Below are 17,750 nucleotides of genomic sequence, written 5' to 3'. Positions count from 1 at the left end.
TCTAGCTTCTTACGTATGTGCTGCATGGCGAAATGCCCACAGCCGGCTCAGGATGTAGGTCATCACCGCCACTGTGAAGACCACGATAGCCAACGCCACGTAGTAAGGCAAACCGGCATAACGCAGCAACAGATAAAACAGTAATTCATTCATGCAAAAACCCAGCACCGCCACCGCCAGGAAACGCAGGAATGATTGCCTGGAGCCACTGGCATGGCTGGCAACCGCATCAGAAAAAGTCCAGTGCCGGTGGCCGAAATAGCTGACCCAGAAGGCAACGATGAAGCCACCGACATTCGCCAGCAAGGGCGCAATATGTAGCAACTCCACCAGGCCTATCACCACCCAGTAATGCACGGCCGCCGCCGTCAGGCCGACGATGCCGAAACGCATTACACGAAACAACTCCATCAGGCGCATGGCGTGCCGTCTTTATCGTTGCTGTTGCTTACAGTCGTTGCAGGGCCATTATTAATGTCGTGCGCTACCACGTACAAGGGACGTTTCTTGACCTCATCATAGACGCGGCCCAGGTACTCACCCAAGACACCGATGGAAATCAGTTGTACGCCGGAGAAAAACATCAAACCCGCAGCCAGCGTCGACCAGCCCGGTACGTCATTACCGAACAGCAGTGATTCACCGGCAATCCAGAACGCATACAGGATCGCGATAATGGAAATCACAAAGCCGACCATACTCCAGATCCGCAACGGCAAGGTCGTGAAGGCGGTCACCCCCGCCATCGCTAGACGCCCGAGGCTACGATAGCTGAAACTGGAAACACCAGTTGCACGATCCGCCGGGACAAACGGCAAGGCGATACTGCTGAAACCGACCCAGGCGTACAAGCCTTTCATGAAGCGATTGCGCTCCGGCAGCTGTCGCAAGGCGTCCACTACTTTCTTATCCATCAGGCGGAAGTCACCCGCGTTGCGCGGGATGGTAATCGGCGAACCGGATTCCATCAGGTAATAAAACATACCAGTGCCCCAGCGCTTCAGGCGCGACTCATTACTGCGATCGCTGATCACGCCGTAGACCATATCGATACCGTCACGCCACAAACGCGTCATTTCCGGCAATAACTCCAGCGGATGCTGGTAATCACTATCCATCAGGATCACCGCATCGCCCTGCGCTGCATCGATACCTGCCGATAAGGCCGCTTCCTTGCCGAAATTGCGCGAGAAGCTGATATAACGCAGCCCGCCCTCGTGCAACAGCGAGGCCATGATTTCGTCGGTATTGTCACGGCTACCGTCATTGACCACGATAATTTCATAGCGCACAGCGAAACCCGCCAGCGTTTTACGCAAATCGCGCAAAAAGTCGGCCAGATGGGCGGCTTCGTTATAAGCCGGAATTACACAGGAAATCAGGGCATCAGCCGGACGATGCTTCGGAAGTGCTGGCACTGTCAACATGTAAAAAGCCTTTCGGACGCCATTTGCTGGGCTTCTACCCATCCCGCAAAATTCAGGAAAACAGGCATGTATTCTGAAAAAATTGTGTATAAGACGATTCTTAGCAGCGATTATAATTCAGCACCACTGTATGCATTTGTGAAACTAAGCCTGTTTCCACGCCAGATCTACATCTTTTCCATTTTTCGCTACCGATGATGCCCACTCCACCAGTTTCCTCGTCCAATCAAAATAGTCGGCTCTTTTCGCTGAACTCATCCAATCTGGTACCGCTGGTCATCGTACTGTTGCTGCTGCACCTGGTTTTATGGAGCGTTTTCACTGGTATCAGCAGCCACCGTGCACCCGACTGGGACAATATGGAAGAGCTGGTCTGGGCCAGCGGACTGGAATGGGGCTACTACAAGCATCCACCGCTGCCAACCTGGATACTGTATGGACTGGTCTCGATTTTTGGCCGTCCGGTCTGGCTGACCTTCTTCACCGGCCAATTAAGCGTCATCCTGACACTCTGGCTGGTCTGGAAACTAGGCTGTGAAATGACCACGCAAAGCCGCGCACTGGTCGCGACTTTGCTGGTTTCGCTGGTCGCCTACTTCACCGTACGCGGCGTCATGAATAACCACAATACGATGCAATTGTGGGCCGTAGCCGGTGCGATCTGGATGTTTTACCGTGCCACCCGCTATGACAGCATGCGCGCCTGGGCTACGCTCGGCTTCTTTTGCGGCTGCGCCTTCCTGACCAAATACAGCGCACTGATCCAGTTCGCTGCCTTCTTCCTGTACTTGCTGGTAACCGGCAAACTGCTGCGCGCACAAACCTGGAAAGGCATTTTGCTTGCAACGGTCATCCTGCTGGTAATGGTCGCACCACACTTGATGTGGCTGAAACAGCAAGCTGCTGGCCCGATAGCCTACGCTGGCAGTGAAATGGTGCCGCTGGAGACTTATTGGCTGGAAATCAAGGACTTGTCCAGCTTCCTGGTGACCAACCTGGGACGTATCGCCGCCCTGATCCTGGCTATCGTTGTGATTGCCATCTGGGCCGGTCGCCAATACAAACTCACGCCGAAATCTGCTCGTCCAGGCAAAATCGCCAGCGAACTGGCCGCTTCGGATCGCTTCTTCCTGCTCTTCATCGGCCTGGCTCCACTGGTATTGACACTGCTGGTAGCCGGAGCAATGAAAGTACCGCTGGCAGCGCACTGGGCGACTACCTTCTTTGTGTTGTTCGGTTTCTTTTCGTTCTGGGTCTTCCGTTCGGGCGACGATACCGCACTGCTGCGCAAAACCATCATCATCGTAGTCCTGTTCCAGGTCCTTGGCTCCATCGGCTATGGCCTGGCACGCGGCCCGCTGGCGGACAAATCCGGCCGCCCCAGCCGCGCTACTTTCCCGGGTGCTGAAGTGGCCCGTCAGGTGCATGCACAATGGCAAGCCCATATGCAGACGCCGTTGACACTTGTTGCGTCCGATACCTGGCTGGGCGGCAATATCGCAACCCACATCGGCCCGCAAGTTCAGGTCTTCATCGATGGCGACTTCCACAAGGCACCGTGGGTGAATGAAGAAAAAGCCGAGAAATGCGGCATGCTGGTGGCAATCAACCGCAGCGAAGCCAATCCTGACGACATCGGCATCGACGTCATTGCTCTGATGGCGCAATCTACCGAACACGGCACGCTGGAAATCCCATGGACCAAGAAAGCTGGTGGCCCTATCGTGGTCGTCGAGTGGGGCATCATCCCGCCACAAGCCAGTTGCAAGGATATTAAAGACGCGAAGTAATACCGCCTCCGAATAAAAAAAGCCGCTTCCTCAGGATAGCGGCTTTTTTATTGACGACGACGGAATGATTTACGGCTGCAAACGATGACGTTGCCACTTGCCGTCTTTATCCAGCGTATAGACTATCCGGTCATGCAGGCGCGAAGCACGGCCTTGCCAAAACTCGATGTAATCCGGTTTCAGGCGATAACCGCCCCAGTGCTCAGGCCGTGGCGGATGTTGACCAAACTGCGCCTCAACCTCAGCATACTGCGCTTCCAAGGCCGCACGATCCGCTACCGGCTGGCTTTGTGATGAGGCTAACGCGCTTAGGCGACTCTTGACCGGGCGACTCTGGAAATACTGTTCGCTCTCAGCCGCACTGACGCGTTCCACCTTGCCTTCTATCCGCACTTCCCGCTCCAACGGTATCCAGTGAAACAGCAAAGCGGCATGCGGATTCTGCGCCAGCTCCTGACCTTTGCGGCTATCGTAATTGGTGAACCAGGTAAAGCCGCGCTGATCGAAATCCTTGATCAGCAAAATACGCGACGATGGACGGCCGTTGGCGCCTACCGTCGCCACACTCATCGCATTCGGCTCCGGCACTTCCGCCCGCAAGGCTTCATCAAACCATTTGGCAAACTGCGCAACCGGGTCCGGATCAGTATCCAGCTCCGACAAGGCAGCCTGTGTGTAATCGGTACGGATATCTGCAATCGACATACTTCTTTCTCCTGATTCTTTTATGAGTTCTAGTCATGCATTGTAAGACAGCGCGTATTTCCTGTCCCTGCAGCTACCTTAACCGCAGGCAGCTCCCGCGCATTTGATCCAACGCAAGCATTTCTTGCATAGACAACAAGAACAGCACGCCTGACGCTCGCCTATCCATCATCAAACAGGAAAGTCGGGCCGTCCTCCGTTAAAATGGCGGGATGACTTCAAATGCAGCCCCTACCCTTACCGCCGTACCCGATATCGATTTTGACCGTCGCTTCGGCGGCATTGCGCGCCTGTATGGCAGCGCCGCGCTGGAACGTTTCCGTAGCGCCCATATCTGCGTCATCGGCGTCGGTGGCGTCGGCTCCTGGGTAGTCGAAGCACTGGCCCGCAGCGCCATCGGCAAGATTACGATGATAGACCTGGATAACCTGGCGGAATCCAATATCAACCGCCAAATCCACGCGCTGACCGACACCCTCGGCAAAGCCAAGGTCACGGCCTTGTCGGAACGCATCGCACAAATCAATCCGTATTGCGTCGTCACCGAAATCGAAGACTTCCTCACCGCGGACAACCTGGATGAAATGATAGGTGCGCATCAGTACGATTACATCATCGATGCAATCGACAATGTACGCGCCAAAACTGCACTGATTGCTTACTGCCGCAAACACGGCCTGAAGCTGGTGACCATAGGCAGCGCCGGTGGCCAGATTGATCCGACCCGCATAGAAGTACTGGATTTATGCCGTACCGAACAGGAACCGTTGCTGGCCAAGGTACGCAAACGCTTGCGTGCAGAACACGGCTTCCCGCGCGGGACTAAGAACAAGTTCGGTATCGATGCCGTGTTTTCCAGTGAGCCATTACGCTTTCCGGAAGCGGCAGAAGTGTGTGCAGTCGATGGCGATGAACAAAGCGGCATTACTGGCTTGAATTGCGCAGGCTTCGGCTCTGCGATGGTGGTAACGGCTTCCTTCGGCCTGGTAGCCGCAGCGCACGTCTTGCGCAAACTGGCAGAGGCAGCGGAACAAGCCAGCACCTGAGTCCGATCAGGACTTGCCGAACACCTCATTCAATTGCTGCGTCACGCGTACAAAGGTTGTGCGCTTGGTCAGCTCCTTCAACTTATGCGCACCGACATAAGTACAAGCTGAACGCACACCACCGAGGATATCCTGCAGCGTATCGGCGACCGGGCCGCGATAATCAATCAGCACATCCTTGCCTTCGGCCGCACGATACTCGGCGACCCCACCCGCATATTTTTCCATCGCGGTACGACTGCTCATGCCGTAAAAGCGTTTGAATTTCTTGCCATCGCGTTCTATCAATTCACCAGCGCTTTCATCATGCCCGGCCAGCATGCCACCCAGCATCACGAAGTCTGCGCCACCACCGAACGCCTTGGCCAGATCACCCGGTACCGAGCAACCGCCATCGGCACAAATCTGCCCGCCCAGCCCATGCGCAGCGTCTGCACATTCAATCACCGCCGATAGCTGCGGATAGCCAACACCTGTCATCTTGCGCGTGGTGCATACCGAACCCGGCCCTATGCCGACCTTGACGATGTCGGCTCCGGCCAGGATCAATTCCTCGGTGATATCACCTGTCACCACATTGCCTGCCATGATGGTGAGTTGCGGATAAGCCTTGCGTATCTTCTTGACGAAGTTGATGAAGCCCTCGGTATAACCATTCGCAACGTCTATGCACACATACTCCAGCGTGTCGCCAGTACGTGCCATCACTGCATTCAGCTTTTCAAAATCAAGCTGGCTGATACCCATCGAGTAGAACGCACCGGAGGCGGGTATACCTTGCTCATGCCGTTGCAGGAAGAAATCGGCCAGTTCATCCGCCGAATAATGCTTGTGCAATGCTACCGACAAGCCGTGCCCTGCCAGCGCCTGTGCCATAGCCATGGTGCCGGTGCTATCCATATTCGAAGCGATGATGGGAATGCCGCGATAGGTATTGTGTGAATTGCGGAAGATGAATTCACGCGAGATATCGACATCGAGACGCGATGTCAGCGTGGAGCGTTTGGGCCGTATCAGCACATCCTTGAAATCCAGTTTGACTGACTCTTCAATATGCATGATGCGGCCCTCCTGCGTTAAATCTGCGGCTTAAATCATATCTCCGCGGATTTTGTCACTGAATGTTTTCCTGAATTTGGAAACCTTGGGTGCCACGATGAAAGCGCAATAGCCTTGCATCGGGTTCATGCGGAAATAATTCTGATGATAATTTTCCGCCTTGTAGTAAGTCTCGGCCGGACTCAATTCGGTCACGATAGGCGCGTCCCAGACATTCGCCATTTCGGAGATGACGTGCTTGGCCGTGTCTTGCTGTTCCGGCGAGTGGAAATAGATCACTGAACGATATTGGGTGCCGACATCATTACCCTGGCGATTCAGCGTAGTCGGATCGTGGATAGTGAAGAAGACTTCGAGGATTTCACGGTAACTGACGACCGCAGGATCGAAAGTCAGGCGTACGACTTCAGCATGGCCGGTCGTGCCCTCACATATCTGCTCATACACCGGATTCTCGACGTGACCACCGGTATAGCCGGACTCAACCGCCTGCACACCTTTGAGCTGCTGGAACACAGCCTCGGTGCACCAAAAACAGCCACCACCCAGAGTTGCGATTTCCATTGCCATTCATAGACTCCCTTCATGTATGCCTGTGACTGTAGCGCAACTGTTGCTGCCTGCCTACCAAATTCCAGACTAATCACCGCTCTTGGCAGAGGCAAATATCAGCCTGGCTCTCCATATATCGGGAGCCCGTGCGGAATTTCAGCGAAAAATGATCGTGCCACCAGCTGTCAACGTCGATAAAACCTGTGGTGCGAATACGTCATTATCAAAGAGTGCGGCGCCTACCCTGAATTCCTGCGTGACAGGAGTGGTTGTCATTGATGATAGTTGCTGCAGGCTATGCTCTTCTGTGCGGAAACGCCCATTCGCATCACGAAACATAGTAATCAGGCTGGGTAACTGCACGTCTTCCACCACAACCGGCGCGTGATAACTACGGGTGGCAATGAGCGACGACAAATTGGTCAGTACCGGAGCCGCTGGAGGCTGCGCAAACCTGAGCTCATCATCGTGCAACAGAATCTTGACCGGAATATCGCGCAGGATAGCCTCACTCGCCTGCTGCAAGGACGGATGCTCCAAAGGCAGCAATCGTGCACCACAGCGCGCGGTGGCAATGTACAGCATCAGCGCATCCTGATGGCCGAGCCCCCAGTACGCTACGGTATCGCCGCTGGTGACACCCCACTCGCCCTGCAGACGCGCGGTGCCCCGCTCTATGCGCGACCAGAACTTGCGCCAGCTCACCAGACGTCGGCTGGAGCGCGAGACAATAATACCTTCATGCGTTTTCGCACGGGCACGTAGTAATTCAAACAAGATCATATACCGGGGTCTCCTCCGACATCATTTTATGCAAAAGCCCTATGCAACGTGAGGCGTTTTGCCATGTCACTTCCTTTTTCGGCATAATGAATGAAATTTCATGGAACATCGATGTCTATTTCTTCTTCACCCAACGCTGCGCCTGTGATGGATGCGCGCCATTTCCGTGATGCGCTCTCACAATTTGCCACTGGCGTGACCATTATCACGACCCGTCTGGCTGACAATAGCTTTCTCGGACTGACTGCCAGCTCCTTCAATTCCGTTTCGCTGAATCCGCCGCTGGTATTGTGGAGCCTCAACCAGGCCGCCAAAAGCATGCCGGTATTCAGCGGTAACTCGCACTACGTGATCAACATCCTGGCCGCCGATCAGGCTGAACTGGCGATGAAGTTTGCCAAACCCAGCGATGATCGCTTCGCCGGTGTGGATTACACACTCTCACCTACCGGCCTGCCCATCCTGACTGGCGTCTCGGCCTGGTTTGAATGCCATAACCGCAGTCGTTATCCGGAAGGCGACCACGTTATCTTTGTCGGCGAAGTGGAATGTTGTGATGTCCGTGCGCAAGCGCCATTGGTCTTCCACGGCGGGCGCTTCCTGTCTGAATAAAGCTGCTGCAGTTTTAATCCAGCTGCTTTATTCCTGCCGCATCAATCCTGCAACAGCTGCTGCAAGACGCCGAGTGAATCATGCGCCGCGCGGCGCAATCTGTCATTGACGCCGCTCCATGCGGCATCTGCCGGTGGCGTCTGCACAATGATCACATCGGCATGTACCTCATCCATCGCACGCAGTGCTGCGTACAAATCATGAGCGTAAGCACCCGGTGTATTCGGTAAACGCATGTTGGCAGCAACCGGTGGTATCGCATCGGCTGCATGCTGCATCAACGCCACGCGACGGCCGCGTGTAATCAACTTTTGCACCACGGCCAGCAAATGTTCACCATCTACCTGCACGACTGGCGTACGCGGTGCGTAATGTGCTTCCAGCGTGCCGGAAGCACGTGGCGCCCCCTGATCCGGCAGCGCAGGTGCAGAGCCTATGACTTCTGCAATTTGCGCCGCACTGATATGACCTGGCCGCAGCAGCACGGCGTGACCACGCGACATATCAACGATGGTCGATTCGATACCGACTTCGCTTTGTCCACCATCCAGTATGCAAGTCAGCAAACTGTCAGCATCATTACCAAACTCATTACGTACGTGCTCGGCCGTGGTCGGGCTGACGTGACCGAATTTATTGGCGGAAGGTGCAGCAACGCCGCCTTTGCCATCCTTGAAAGTACGCAGCAAAGCCTGTGCCACCGGATGTGAAGGGCAACGCAAACCTATCGAATCCTGGCCACCTGAGACGGTGTCCGGGATGTGTGCAGCACGCTTCAGGATGAGTGTGAGCGGACCCGGCCAGAATGCCGCGATCAGTTTCTGCGCATCAGCCGTAACCGACTGCGCCCAATAGCTCAGGTCAGCTTCCGGTGCCAGATGCACGATGACAGGATGATTCGACGGACGACCTTTGGCCGCATAGATATTCGCTACAGCGGCCGGGTTTTCTGCATCCGCGCCAAGACCGTAAACAGTCTCAGTAGGGAATGCGACCAGCTCACCCTGCTCCAGCCGACGAGCTGCATCGCGTATCGCCGGCCAGTCCAGTTTCTCTTCAGGCATGGATAACTTAGTCAGTGCAATCAGGCAGCGATGCCAAGGATGTCACAGGCTTTGCGCAAGTTGGCTTGCGCTTCTTCCAGTGTCGCTGCAACAAAGGTGATGTGACCCATCTTGCGCGCGCGACGTGCGGTGTCTTTGCCATACAGGTGCAAATTCGCACCCGGCAAAGCCAGCACTTTGTCCCATGCCGGCTCACGTGCTTCGTCGGAATCACCTTCGAACCAGATGTCGCCCAGGATGTTCAGCATCGCGGCTGGCGAGTGTTGACGTACGTCACCCAAAGGCAAACGCGCCATCGCCCGTGCCTGTTGTGCAAACTGGCTGGTGATGCAGGCGTCGATGGTGTAGTGACCGCTATTGTGCGGACGTGGTGCCATTTCATTGACGACCAGCGAACCATCGGTCAGCACGAAGAATTCTATGCACAGCACGCCGACATAACCGAGTTGTTCGATCACCGCCAATGTTGCTGCTTGTGCTTTCTCGGCAGAAGCCTTGGTAATGTTAGGACCTGGTACCGTGGTGGTGAACAGGATGCCGTTGCGATGGACGTTTTCCGCGATCGGATATACCACTGCCTTGCCGTCCGCGCCACGCGCAGCCAGCACCGAGATTTCATATGCCAGCGGCAGCATTTTTTCCAGCACGCAGGCCACGCCATTCATACCGGCATAGGCAGCGTGCAATTCTTCACGGGTCTTGACGCGGACCTGGCCTTTACCGTCGTAACCCATGCGTACCGTTTTCAGGATGCCAGGCAATAAATCATCAGGTACGGCATCAACATCAGCAGTTGAATTGATTTCTTTATGCGACGCCGGGAATACGCCCGAAGTCGTCGCGCATTCTATGAAGAAGCGCTTCTCTGCCATCCGGTCCTGTGCAATCGAAACACAATCGGCAGATGGTGCAACAAAGGTGCTCTCCGCCAGGAAAGCCAGGCTCTTGGCCGAGACGTTTTCAAATTCAGTCGTGACAGCTACGCATTGCGCTGCCAGCTTGCCCAGGGCTTCGCTATCGGTGTAATCGGCGCAATGCAAATAATCAGCCGCGTGGCTGGCCGGGCAATCGAGTGCCGGTTCCAGCACCGCGACCTTGAAGCCCATTTGTTGTGCGGCATGCGCAAACATACGGCCGAGCTGGCCACCACCCATGACACCCAGCCAGGTGCCAGGTGTTGCGGATGGATTCAAAGGCGGGAGTTGTTTCGGTGTGCTCATGTCGGCAGGGTCATTTCTACGGCGATTTGCGTTTGTTTGGCGCGGAATTCTTGCAGGCTGGCAGCCAGTTTGTCATCAGTGGTGGCGAGGATGGCGATTGCCGCCAGCGCAGCATTCGCCGCACCTGCTTCACCGATCGCAAAGGTCGAAACCGGGATGCCTTTCGGCATTTGCACGATGGACAGCAGGGAGTCTTCACCACGCAGGTATTTGGAAGGTACCGGCACACCGAGCACGGGCACGATGGTTTTGGCTGCAACCATGCCCGGCAAGTGCGCAGCACCGCCAGCACCAGCGATGATGGCACGCAAGCCGCGGCTGCGTGCCGACTCGGCATAGGCAAACATTTGATCCGGCATGCGATGCGCAGAAATTACCTGCGCTTCATGTGCAATACCAAAATCCTTCAGGATCGCGACTGCGTGCTGCATCACATCCCAGTCAGATGAAGAGCCCATGATCACGCCAACTACTGGCTTGGTTGTCAATGCGTCTGCCATATCAGCCTTTCAGTTCTTGACCAGTCAAACGGGTCAGTGCTTCGCGATACTTGGCACCGGTTTTTTCGATGACGTCAGCAGGCAATGCTGGTGCTGGCGCAGTCTTTTTCCACTCGGTCAGTGTTTCCAGGTAATCACGCACGAATTGCTTGTCGAACGATGGTGGCGAGATGCCGGTAGCATACGAATCAGCAGGCCAGAAACGCGACGAGTCAGCGGTCAGCACTTCATCCATCAGGTGCAGGGTACCGTCTTTATCCAGGCCGAATTCAAATTTGGTGTCGGCAATGATGATGCCGCGTGTAGCTGCATAGTCAGCAGCAGTTTTGTACAGCTTGATGCTGACGTCACGGATTTTGTTGGCCAGTTCTTTGCCTATGCGTTGTTCCATATCAGCGAAAGTGATGTTTTCATCGTGCTCACCCATCTCGGCTTTCGCTGCCGGTGTGAAGATCGGTTCAGGCAGTTTTTCTGCCTGCTTCAGACCTGCTGGCAAAGCCACACCGCAAACTGCACCGCTCGCTTTGTAATCGTTCCAGCCGGAACCGATCAGGTAACCGCGCACAACGGCTTCCACCAGTATCGGTTGCAGACGCTTGGCGACCACTGCACGATTCTTTACTTGTGCCACTTCGTCTGGTGCCACCACGGATTCAGGTGCAATCCCTGTCAAATGATTAGGCACGATATCTTTCAGTTTCTCGAACCAGAAGTCAGACATCTGATTCAGCACCTGACCTTTGGTTGGAATCGGTTCATTCATCACCACGTCGAATGCGGACAAACGATCACTGGTAACGATCAGAATTTTGTCGTCGCCTACCGCGTAGTTTTCGCGCACTTTGCCGCGACCGAGTAAAGGCAGTGATGTAATGGTGGATTGATACAAACTAGTCATGACGTTTCCATAAATCTGAAACGGCGATTCCAGGAATCGCCGAAGGTGGGTATGCACTACCAAATAATTGCAGCAAACAAATTGCTGCGGACACTTTACTGAATGATTTGCGCCAGTTCGCCTTTTTTGTACTTCTCTGCAATTTTGTCCAAAGGCAGCGGCTTGATCTTGGCAGCCTGTCCTTCGCAACCGAATGCCAGGAAGCGTGCCTTACATACTTGCTTGGCCGCTTCACGTGCTGGTTTCAGGTAATCGCGCGGATCGAACTTGGATGGATTCTCGATGAAGTAACGACGGATCGCACCGGTCATCGCAAGACGGATATCGGTATCAATATTGATCTTGCGCACGCCGTTCTTGATGCCTTCCTGGATTTCTTCTACTGGCACGCCGTAGGTTTCTTTCATGTCACCGCCGAATTCGCGGATTTCCGCCAGCAATTCTTGCGGTACCGAAGACGAACCGTGCATCACCAGATGGGTGTTAGGAATGCGGGTGTGGATTTCGCGGATACGTTCGATCGCCAGGATGTCGCCGGTAGGCTTCTTGGTGAATTTGTATGCGCCGTGCGAAGTACCGATCGCGATAGCGAGTGCGTCACACTGGGTTTTCTTAACGAAGTCTGCTGCTTGCTCCACGTCAGTCAACAATTGTTCGCGTGTCATTTTGCCGTCAGCGCCGTGACCGTCTTCCTTGTCGCCCATCATGGTTTCCAGCGAACCGAGCACACCCAGTTCTGCTTCTACCGTGACGCCGATCGCGTGCGAGAACTCGACAACCTTGCGCGATACTTCAACGTTGTATTCGTAGCTGGCAACTGATTTGCCATCTTCGTTCAGGGAACCGTCCATCATCACCGAGGTGAAACCGGAACGGATCGCCGCCATACAGACTGCTGGCGACTGGCCGTGATCCTGGTGCATGACGACGGGAATATGTGGGTACGCTTCGACTGCTGCTTCAATCAAGTGACGCAGGAATGGTTCACCCGCATATTTGCGTGCGCCAGCGGATGCTTGCATGATTACCGGTGCGCCGACTTCATTCGCCGCTTCCATGATGGCCGTGACCTGTTCAAGGTTGTTGACGTTGAACGCAGGCAGACCGTAGCCGTTTTCGGCTGCGTGGTCGAGTAATTGACGCATGGATACGAGAGGCATGGTAATTCTCCAAAATCAGTAAAAGGTTCAACAGTAGTTCGATACTGCTGCAATTTTCTTTAAAAACAATCAGCGGAAGGCACGCAAGGAATCGCGTGCTTCCGTTTGCTGCATTCAGCTTTGTGCGCGCTGTTCCAGAATAGCGACCGCAGGCAAGGCTTTACCTTCGAGGAATTCGAGGAAGGCACCGCCACCAGTCGAGATATAGCCTATCTTGTCAGCGATATCGTACTTGGCAATCGCCGCCAGAGTATCGCCGCCACCAGCCACTGAAAAGCCCTTGGATTCCGCAATCGCGTAAGCCAGGGTTTTAGTACCGTTGGCGAACTGGTCGAATTCAAATACGCCGACCGGACCGTTCCAGACGATGGTGCCAGCCTGCGCAATTTGTTTGGCCAGCAAGTCGGCTGTTTTCGGGCCGATGTCGAGGATCATGTCGTCATCGGCTACATCAGCGACATCCTTGACGGTCGCTGCTGCGGTCGGCGCAAATTCTTTCGCGCACACGACGTCGACCGGAATAGGTACCGATGCACCGCGTTTAGCCATCATGTCTATGATGGCTTTGGCGTCACCGACCAGATCCGCTTCGGCCAGCGACTTGCCGATTTTCAGACCGGCAGCCAGCATGAAGGTATTCGCAATACCACCGCCGACGATCAGGTTATCAACCTTATCCGCCAGCGTTTTCAGGATAGTCAGTTTGGTCGAAACCTTGGAACCGGCAACGATGGCAACCAATGGGCTGGCCGGTGCAAACAAGGCTTTGCCCAATGCATCCAGCTCGGCTGCCAGCAAAGGACCCGCGCAGGCTACCGGTGCGTACTTGGCGATGCCATGTGTCGTTGCTTCCGCGCGATGGGCGGTACCGAATGCATCATTGACGTAGACATCGCACAGCGCTGCTATCTTTTGCGCCAGTGCATCGTCGTTCTTTTTTTCGCCTTTATTGACGCGGCAGTTTTCCAGCAAGACCACCTGGCCCGGCGCAACATCAACGCCGTCTACCCAGTTTTGCTTCAAGGCCACGGGTTGGCCCAGCAATTCGGACAAACGTTGCGCAATCGGCGCCAGGGTATCGGCAGGTTTGAATTCGCCTTCGACCGGACGTCCCAAATGCGACGTTACCATGACCGCGGCACCTGCCTGCAAGGCCTGCTGTATCGCCGGCACCGAAGCGCGGATACGCGTGTCCTCGGTAATATTGCCCGTGCTGTCTTGCGGTACATTGAGATCGGCACGGATAAAAACGCGCTTGCCCTGCAGTTCACCACGCGCGATCAGGTCGCTCAATCTTTTAAATTGCATGTGCTCGTAAATTGGAGGGTTAAAGATGAAAAATCAGAAAGACCGCTATTTTACCGCACCAGATGCCGCAAAAACCTTGGTTTTATGCCTAGTTTCAGCTTGAAAAAGGGCAAAAAAGGCAATCCGGACGGAAATCAGAGGCCGCATATTAAGGAAATTACCGCGATGCAGCAAATCCCCGGGTTAGAAGCACCCACCTCAAATTGATTCAATTTTTATAACAAAAAATATTTTCAGCACTATCCGCACGGTTCAAGCGATCTCAATACGCACGCAAAATCGCAATATTTCGCGCAAGAATGCCCTTGATCATTCTTTCTCGATAGCCGAATCCGTTAAAATCGAGATCTTGCACAATTACTGGAGATCCCGAAATGTCGATGTCTGATCGCGACGGCAAAATTTGGAAAGACGGCAAATTAATCGACTGGCGCGATGCAACCGTTCATGTATTGACCCATACACTGCACTACGGCATGGGTGTGTTTGAAGGCGTGCGCGCTTACAAAACCGACAAAGGCACGGCGATCTTCCGCCTGCGCGAACATACAGAACGGCTGTTTAATTCCGCCAAGATTTTTCAGCTGAAAATTCCATTTGATCTGGAAACAGTAATGGAAGCGCAATTGCAAGTGGTCCGCGAAAACAAGCTGGAAACCTGCTATCTGCGTCCATTGGTCTGGATCGGCGATGAAAAACTCGGCATCTCCGCCAAAGGCAATACCATCCATGTCGCGATCGCAGCGTGGCCGTGGGGCGCTTATCTGGGCGAAGACGGCCTGAACAAAGGTATACGCGTCAAAACCTCGTCGTTCACCCGTCACCATGTCAATGTCTCGCTGGTACGCGCCAAGGCTTGCGGTTACTACATCAACTCCATCCTGGCGAACCAGGAAGCGCTGACCGACGGTTACGACGAGGCATTGTTGCTGGACACCGACGGTTATGTCTCCGAAGGCTCCGGCGAAAACGTGTTCATCGTCAAGAACGGCAAACTCTATACACCAGACCTGGCATCCTGCCTCGACGGCATCACCCGCGACGCAGTGCTGACGATGGCACGTGACCTCGGTATCGAAGTCATCGAAAAACGCATCACCCGTGACGAAATGTATTGCTGCGACGAAGCCTTCTTTACCGGCACCGCAGCAGAAGTCACACCGATACGCGAACTCGACAACCGCCAGATCGGCGACGGCAAGCGCGGCCCGGTCACAACCCAACTGCAATCGCTGTTCTTTGATGTGGTCGCTGGTAAAGCGCCGCAATACAGCCATTGGCTGACTATCGTTTAAATATATAAGCAAGCATCAAGACTACAACCTAGTAATTCGGAGAATGAAATGACAGAAGCAAGCAAGGGCACATCCGCAATCGAACTGGACGGCAAGGATTTGCCAGCCTACTGCCCTAACCCGGCGATGCCGGCCTGGAGCTCGCATCCACGCGTGTTCCTGGAGTTGTCCCACGGCGGTGAAGCAAAATGTCCGTACTGCGGCACCGTATATCGCCTGAAACCAGGTGCAGTCGTACACCACCACTAAGACCATCATGCCCAAAGCCCGCAAACAGTTCGGTACCGCAGACGACATCGAAGTCGCACTTTACGATGCTATCGGCCGTGCCGATCTGGATGCACTCATGGCTTTATGGGCAGACGATGAAGAAATCGTCTGCATCCACCCTGACGGCACGCGCTTGATCGGCTACGCCGCCATCCGTGCCTCATGGGAGGAAATCTTCACCCGCGGCGGTGTACATATCCGCCCGACCCAGCTGCATACTTCACAGAACACCATGAATGCCGTGCACAATCTGATCGAAGCCGTCAACACGACAGACGACCGCGACATTCACATCATCGCCACCAATGTGTATATCAAAACGCCGGTGGGCTGGCGCATCGTGCTGCATCACGCTTCCATCGCACCCGGCAAACCGCGCGCCGAACTCGCACACAGCAGCAATGTGCTGCACTGATTGCAGTGCTTGTCACCAGGTAAGCAAGCCACCTTCGTGCCGTGCATGACGCCTCAGAATTTCCAGGACTAAGCCAGTAATGAACTATCCCGCTCCATGCTGGCTGCCCGGCGGCCATCTGCAAACCATCTATCCAGCCAAGTTCATCAACAAACCTGAAGTCAGCTACCGGCGTGAACGCTGGGATACGCCCGACGCTGACTTCATCGATCTGGATTTTGTCGACGGGCGTAAAAACCTGCCTTTCATTGTGCTGTTCCACGGGCTGGAAGGCTCGTCCAACAGCCACTACGCACGCGCCTTGATGGCGCACATCAGCGGTCTAGGCTGGTCGGGAGCGGTGGTGCACTTCCGTGGTTGTTCGGGTGAATTGAATCGCGCACCGCGCTTCTATCACTCCGGCGATGCACCGGAAATCAACTGGATACTGCAACGCCTGGTGCCGTATGCACGCGCACGCGGTGCGGGCAAGTTCTATGCAACCGGTGTTTCGCTCGGCGCAAATGCGCTGTTGCGCTGGCTGGGCGAATCGCAACATCAGGCCGAAATCGTCGACGCCGCTTGCGCAGTGTCCGCACCACTCGATCTGGCTGGTGGCGGCGGTGCGCTATCGCGCGGTTTCAATATGATTTACACGCGCGTCTTCCTCGAAACACTGAAGCCGAAATGCGTGGCCAAGCTGGCACAATTCCCTGACCTCTTTAATCGCGATGCCATGCTGCAATCGCGTGACCTGTACGCCTTCGACAATATAGTGACAGCACCGCTGCATGGTTACCTCAACACCGAAGACTACTGGCAGCGCGCCAGTGCCAAGCACGTATTGAAAGACATCACCGTGCCGACACTGGTACTGAATGCGCGCAACGATCCTTTCCTGCCCGCAAAATATTTACCATCCAAAGCATCAGATAAAGTCACGCTGGAATATCCGGCACATGGCGGGCATGTCGGCTTTGCCGTCGGCACTATACCGGGTAAATTGAACTGGCTGCCACAACGTATGGTCAGATTCCTCGAAGGTACAGCCGCCTGAGGAGGTGGAATGGATGCAATCGTTGCACAAGCTTTGGCCAAGTGGCCCAATGTCCCGCATTGCTACGGCTGGCTGGCACTCGATGCGCGTGGCAACTGGCGCATGCGCAATGAGGCGGCACAAGCACAGCAACTACCGGGCGACAAAATCGCCCATCCCGCTTTAATCAGCTTCATACAGCGCAACTACGCTTGCGACACGCAAGGTCGCTACTATTTTCAGAACGGCCCGCAACGCGTGTATGTCGATCTCGAAATCGCACCATATATTGCGCACACTGATCCCGTTCATGGTTTTGTCCTGCATACAGGTGAGCCGTCGAACAATATCAATGCTGCTTATCTCAGTGCTACGGGAAGATTATTTCTGCATGGCGATGACAAATTTTCCGCGCTGGACGACCGGGATATGGCTTTGTGCTTACCGCAGATTGAACTCGGGAATCGCCCGATTAAAGATGAGGAACTGCTGGCTTGGCTGGAAAATGAAGGGAAGACCGGTAGCTTAAGTTTGCAAACAAACTCAGGCTACATCAACCTGCATTACATCAAGGATGACGACCTTGATACTCACTTCGGTTTCATACGCAAGCCGCGCGCTGCAGACTGAG

General features: G+C 54.7%; 20 protein-coding genes. 8 read left to right on the top strand and 12 right to left on the bottom strand.

All coding sequences use genetic code 11. The features are described from left to right. Window positions 1-9 precede the first annotated feature (9 nt). Together H7U06_RS05180 and H7U06_RS05175 are read right to left on the bottom strand one after the other, a co-directional pair. Entirely contained in the window at window positions 10-420 is a 411-nt protein-coding gene (locus H7U06_RS05180; RefSeq protein ID WP_175625093.1) for a GtrA family protein, read from the bottom strand. Next, window positions 411-1,427, bottom strand: a complete 1,017-nt coding sequence (locus H7U06_RS05175) for a glycosyltransferase family 2 protein (RefSeq protein WP_175625092.1) — start codon at window positions 1,425-1,427, stop codon at window positions 411-413. Before H7U06_RS05175 ends, H7U06_RS05180 begins: the two co-directional genes overlap by 10 nt. Window positions 1,428-1,624: 197 nt before the next feature. On the opposite strand from H7U06_RS05175, the gene H7U06_RS05170 reads away from it, so the two are divergent. Beyond that, window positions 1,625-3,217: a glycosyltransferase family 39 protein gene (locus H7U06_RS05170; protein WP_254873126.1), complete on the top strand. Its 1,593-nt coding sequence runs from the start codon at window positions 1,625-1,627 to the stop codon at window positions 3,215-3,217. Between the two features lie 69 nt (window positions 3,218-3,286). Here H7U06_RS05170 and pdxH read toward each other — a convergent pair whose 3' ends face one another. After that, window positions 3,287-3,922, bottom strand: a complete 636-nt coding sequence (pdxH, locus tag H7U06_RS05165; protein ID WP_175625090.1) for a pyridoxamine 5'-phosphate oxidase — start codon at window positions 3,920-3,922, stop codon at window positions 3,287-3,289. A 212-nt stretch (window positions 3,923-4,134) separates the two neighbouring features. On the opposite strand from pdxH, the gene tcdA reads away from it, so the two are divergent. Further along, window positions 4,135-4,968: a tRNA cyclic N6-threonylcarbamoyladenosine(37) synthase TcdA gene (tcdA, locus tag H7U06_RS05160; protein ID WP_175625089.1), complete on the top strand. Its 834-nt coding sequence runs from the start codon at window positions 4,135-4,137 to the stop codon at window positions 4,966-4,968. 6 nt (window positions 4,969-4,974) lie between these two features. Here tcdA and H7U06_RS05155 read toward each other — a convergent pair whose 3' ends face one another. The 3 genes from H7U06_RS05155 to H7U06_RS05145 all read right to left on the bottom strand — a co-directional run bounded on the left by H7U06_RS05155 (window position 4,975) and on the right by H7U06_RS05145 (window position 7,362). Beyond that, on the bottom strand, window positions 4,975-6,027 hold the full coding sequence (locus H7U06_RS05155) for a GMP reductase (protein WP_175625088.1): 1,053 nt from the start codon (window positions 6,025-6,027) through the stop codon (window positions 4,975-4,977). 30 nt (window positions 6,028-6,057) lie between these two features. Then, window positions 6,058-6,597 (bottom strand): peptide-methionine (S)-S-oxide reductase MsrA, encoded by a 540-nt coding sequence (msrA, locus tag H7U06_RS05150; protein WP_175625087.1) that lies wholly within the window; start codon window positions 6,595-6,597, stop codon window positions 6,058-6,060. 138 nt (window positions 6,598-6,735) lie between these two features. Then, window positions 6,736-7,362: an AMP-binding protein gene (locus H7U06_RS05145; RefSeq protein WP_175625086.1), complete on the bottom strand. Its 627-nt coding sequence runs from the start codon at window positions 7,360-7,362 to the stop codon at window positions 6,736-6,738. Window positions 7,363-7,473: 111 nt separating this feature from the next. Between H7U06_RS05145 and H7U06_RS05140 the strand changes: the two genes are divergently transcribed. Further along, window positions 7,474-7,974, top strand: a complete 501-nt coding sequence (locus tag H7U06_RS05140) for a flavin reductase family protein (RefSeq protein WP_175625085.1) — start codon at window positions 7,474-7,476, stop codon at window positions 7,972-7,974. Window positions 7,975-8,015: 41 nt separating this feature from the next. Here the strand turns inward: H7U06_RS05140 and H7U06_RS05135 are convergent, their stop codons facing one another. The 6 genes from H7U06_RS05135 to H7U06_RS05110 form a co-directional block, all read right to left on the bottom strand. After that, window positions 8,016-9,038, bottom strand: coding sequence for an L-threonylcarbamoyladenylate synthase (locus H7U06_RS05135; protein WP_175625084.1), 1,023 nt, complete (start codon window positions 9,036-9,038; stop codon window positions 8,016-8,018). Window positions 9,039-9,058: 20 nt separating this feature from the next. Further along, the gene (locus tag H7U06_RS05130; RefSeq protein ID WP_175625083.1) at window positions 9,059-10,258 is read right to left on the bottom strand and encodes a 5-(carboxyamino)imidazole ribonucleotide synthase; all 1,200 of its coding nucleotides are present in this window, start codon (window positions 10,256-10,258) and stop codon (window positions 9,059-9,061) included. Next, the gene (gene purE / locus H7U06_RS05125) at window positions 10,255-10,758 is read right to left on the bottom strand and encodes a 5-(carboxyamino)imidazole ribonucleotide mutase (RefSeq protein WP_175625082.1); all 504 of its coding nucleotides are present in this window, start codon (window positions 10,756-10,758) and stop codon (window positions 10,255-10,257) included. The genes H7U06_RS05130 and purE overlap by 4 nt, the downstream gene beginning before the upstream one ends. 1 nt (window position 10,759) lies before the next feature. Beyond that, window positions 10,760-11,656 (bottom strand): phosphoribosylaminoimidazolesuccinocarboxamide synthase, encoded by an 897-nt coding sequence (locus H7U06_RS05120; RefSeq protein WP_175625081.1) that lies wholly within the window; start codon window positions 11,654-11,656, stop codon window positions 10,760-10,762. A gap of 95 nt (window positions 11,657-11,751) precedes the next feature. Beyond that, window positions 11,752-12,816, bottom strand: a complete 1,065-nt coding sequence (gene fba, locus H7U06_RS05115; protein WP_012080695.1) for a class II fructose-bisphosphate aldolase — start codon at window positions 12,814-12,816, stop codon at window positions 11,752-11,754. Window positions 12,817-12,930: 114 nt separating this feature from the next. After that, complete coding sequence (locus tag H7U06_RS05110; RefSeq protein ID WP_175625080.1) at window positions 12,931-14,124, bottom strand: phosphoglycerate kinase; 1,194 nt, start codon at window positions 14,122-14,124, stop codon at window positions 12,931-12,933. 374 nt (window positions 14,125-14,498) lie between these two features. Between H7U06_RS05110 and H7U06_RS05105 the strand changes: the two genes are divergently transcribed. From H7U06_RS05105 to H7U06_RS05085, 5 genes are all read left to right on the top strand, one after another. Continuing rightward, the gene (locus H7U06_RS05105) at window positions 14,499-15,419 is read left to right on the top strand and encodes a branched-chain amino acid transaminase (RefSeq protein WP_175625079.1); all 921 of its coding nucleotides are present in this window, start codon (window positions 14,499-14,501) and stop codon (window positions 15,417-15,419) included. Between the two features lie 48 nt (window positions 15,420-15,467). Further along, on the top strand, window positions 15,468-15,668 hold the full coding sequence (locus H7U06_RS05100; RefSeq protein WP_175625078.1) for a zinc-finger domain-containing protein: 201 nt from the start codon (window positions 15,468-15,470) through the stop codon (window positions 15,666-15,668). Window positions 15,669-15,675: 7 nt separating this feature from the next. Beyond that, on the top strand, window positions 15,676-16,104 hold the full coding sequence (locus tag H7U06_RS05095) for a nuclear transport factor 2 family protein (protein WP_175625077.1): 429 nt from the start codon (window positions 15,676-15,678) through the stop codon (window positions 16,102-16,104). A 79-nt stretch (window positions 16,105-16,183) separates the two neighbouring features. Next, the gene (locus tag H7U06_RS05090; protein WP_175625076.1) at window positions 16,184-17,140 is read left to right on the top strand and encodes a YheT family hydrolase; all 957 of its coding nucleotides are present in this window, start codon (window positions 16,184-16,186) and stop codon (window positions 17,138-17,140) included. Window positions 17,141-17,149: 9 nt separating this feature from the next. Then, window positions 17,150-17,749, top strand: coding sequence for a DUF2946 family protein (locus H7U06_RS05085; protein WP_175625075.1), 600 nt, complete (start codon window positions 17,150-17,152; stop codon window positions 17,747-17,749). Window position 17,750: the final 1 nt, after the last annotated feature.

Origin of the sequence: Herminiimonas sp. Marseille-P9896 (genome assembly GCF_903993245.1) — a bacterium.
GTDB classification, from domain to species: domain Bacteria; phylum Pseudomonadota; class Gammaproteobacteria; order Burkholderiales; family Burkholderiaceae_D; genus Oxalicibacterium; species Oxalicibacterium contaminans.
The sequence above is the reverse complement of the archived record's forward strand: the minus strand, read 5'-3'. Positions and strand labels throughout refer to the sequence as shown.

Bases quoted from the DNA above. Each gene is read 5' to 3' on its own strand.
- H7U06_RS05180 (WP_175625093.1), bottom strand. From the start codon at position 420: ATGCGCCTGATGGAGTTGTTTCGTGTAATGCGTTTCGGCATCGTCGGC.
- H7U06_RS05175 (WP_175625092.1), bottom strand. From the start codon at position 1,427: ATGTTGACAGTGCCAGCACTTCCGAAGCATCGTCCGGCTGATGCCCTG.
- H7U06_RS05170 (WP_254873126.1), top strand. From the start codon at position 1,625: ATGCCCACTCCACCAGTTTCCTCGTCCAATCAAAATAGTCGGCTCTTT.
- pdxH (WP_175625090.1), bottom strand. From the start codon at position 3,922: ATGTCGATTGCAGATATCCGTACCGATTACACACAGGCTGCCTTGTCG.
- tcdA (WP_175625089.1), top strand. From the start codon at position 4,135: ATGACTTCAAATGCAGCCCCTACCCTTACCGCCGTACCCGATATCGAT.
- H7U06_RS05155 (WP_175625088.1), bottom strand. From the start codon at position 6,027: ATGCATATTGAAGAGTCAGTCAAACTGGATTTCAAGGATGTGCTGATA.
- msrA (WP_175625087.1), bottom strand. From the start codon at position 6,597: ATGGCAATGGAAATCGCAACTCTGGGTGGTGGCTGTTTTTGGTGCACC.
- H7U06_RS05145 (WP_175625086.1), bottom strand. From the start codon at position 7,362: ATGATCTTGTTTGAATTACTACGTGCCCGTGCGAAAACGCATGAAGGT.
- H7U06_RS05140 (WP_175625085.1), top strand. From the start codon at position 7,474: ATGTCTATTTCTTCTTCACCCAACGCTGCGCCTGTGATGGATGCGCGC.
- H7U06_RS05135 (WP_175625084.1), bottom strand. From the start codon at position 9,038: ATGCCTGAAGAGAAACTGGACTGGCCGGCGATACGCGATGCAGCTCGT.
- H7U06_RS05130 (WP_175625083.1), bottom strand. From the start codon at position 10,258: ATGAGCACACCGAAACAACTCCCGCCTTTGAATCCATCCGCAACACCT.
- purE (WP_175625082.1), bottom strand. From the start codon at position 10,758: ATGGCAGACGCATTGACAACCAAGCCAGTAGTTGGCGTGATCATGGGC.
- H7U06_RS05120 (WP_175625081.1), bottom strand. From the start codon at position 11,656: ATGACTAGTTTGTATCAATCCACCATTACATCACTGCCTTTACTCGGT.
- fba (WP_012080695.1), bottom strand. From the start codon at position 12,816: ATGCCTCTCGTATCCATGCGTCAATTACTCGACCACGCAGCCGAAAAC.
- H7U06_RS05110 (WP_175625080.1), bottom strand. From the start codon at position 14,124: ATGCAATTTAAAAGATTGAGCGACCTGATCGCGCGTGGTGAACTGCAG.
- H7U06_RS05105 (WP_175625079.1), top strand. From the start codon at position 14,499: ATGTCGATGTCTGATCGCGACGGCAAAATTTGGAAAGACGGCAAATTA.
- H7U06_RS05100 (WP_175625078.1), top strand. From the start codon at position 15,468: ATGACAGAAGCAAGCAAGGGCACATCCGCAATCGAACTGGACGGCAAG.
- H7U06_RS05095 (WP_175625077.1), top strand. From the start codon at position 15,676: ATGCCCAAAGCCCGCAAACAGTTCGGTACCGCAGACGACATCGAAGTC.
- H7U06_RS05090 (WP_175625076.1), top strand. From the start codon at position 16,184: ATGAACTATCCCGCTCCATGCTGGCTGCCCGGCGGCCATCTGCAAACC.
- H7U06_RS05085 (WP_175625075.1), top strand. From the start codon at position 17,150: ATGGATGCAATCGTTGCACAAGCTTTGGCCAAGTGGCCCAATGTCCCG.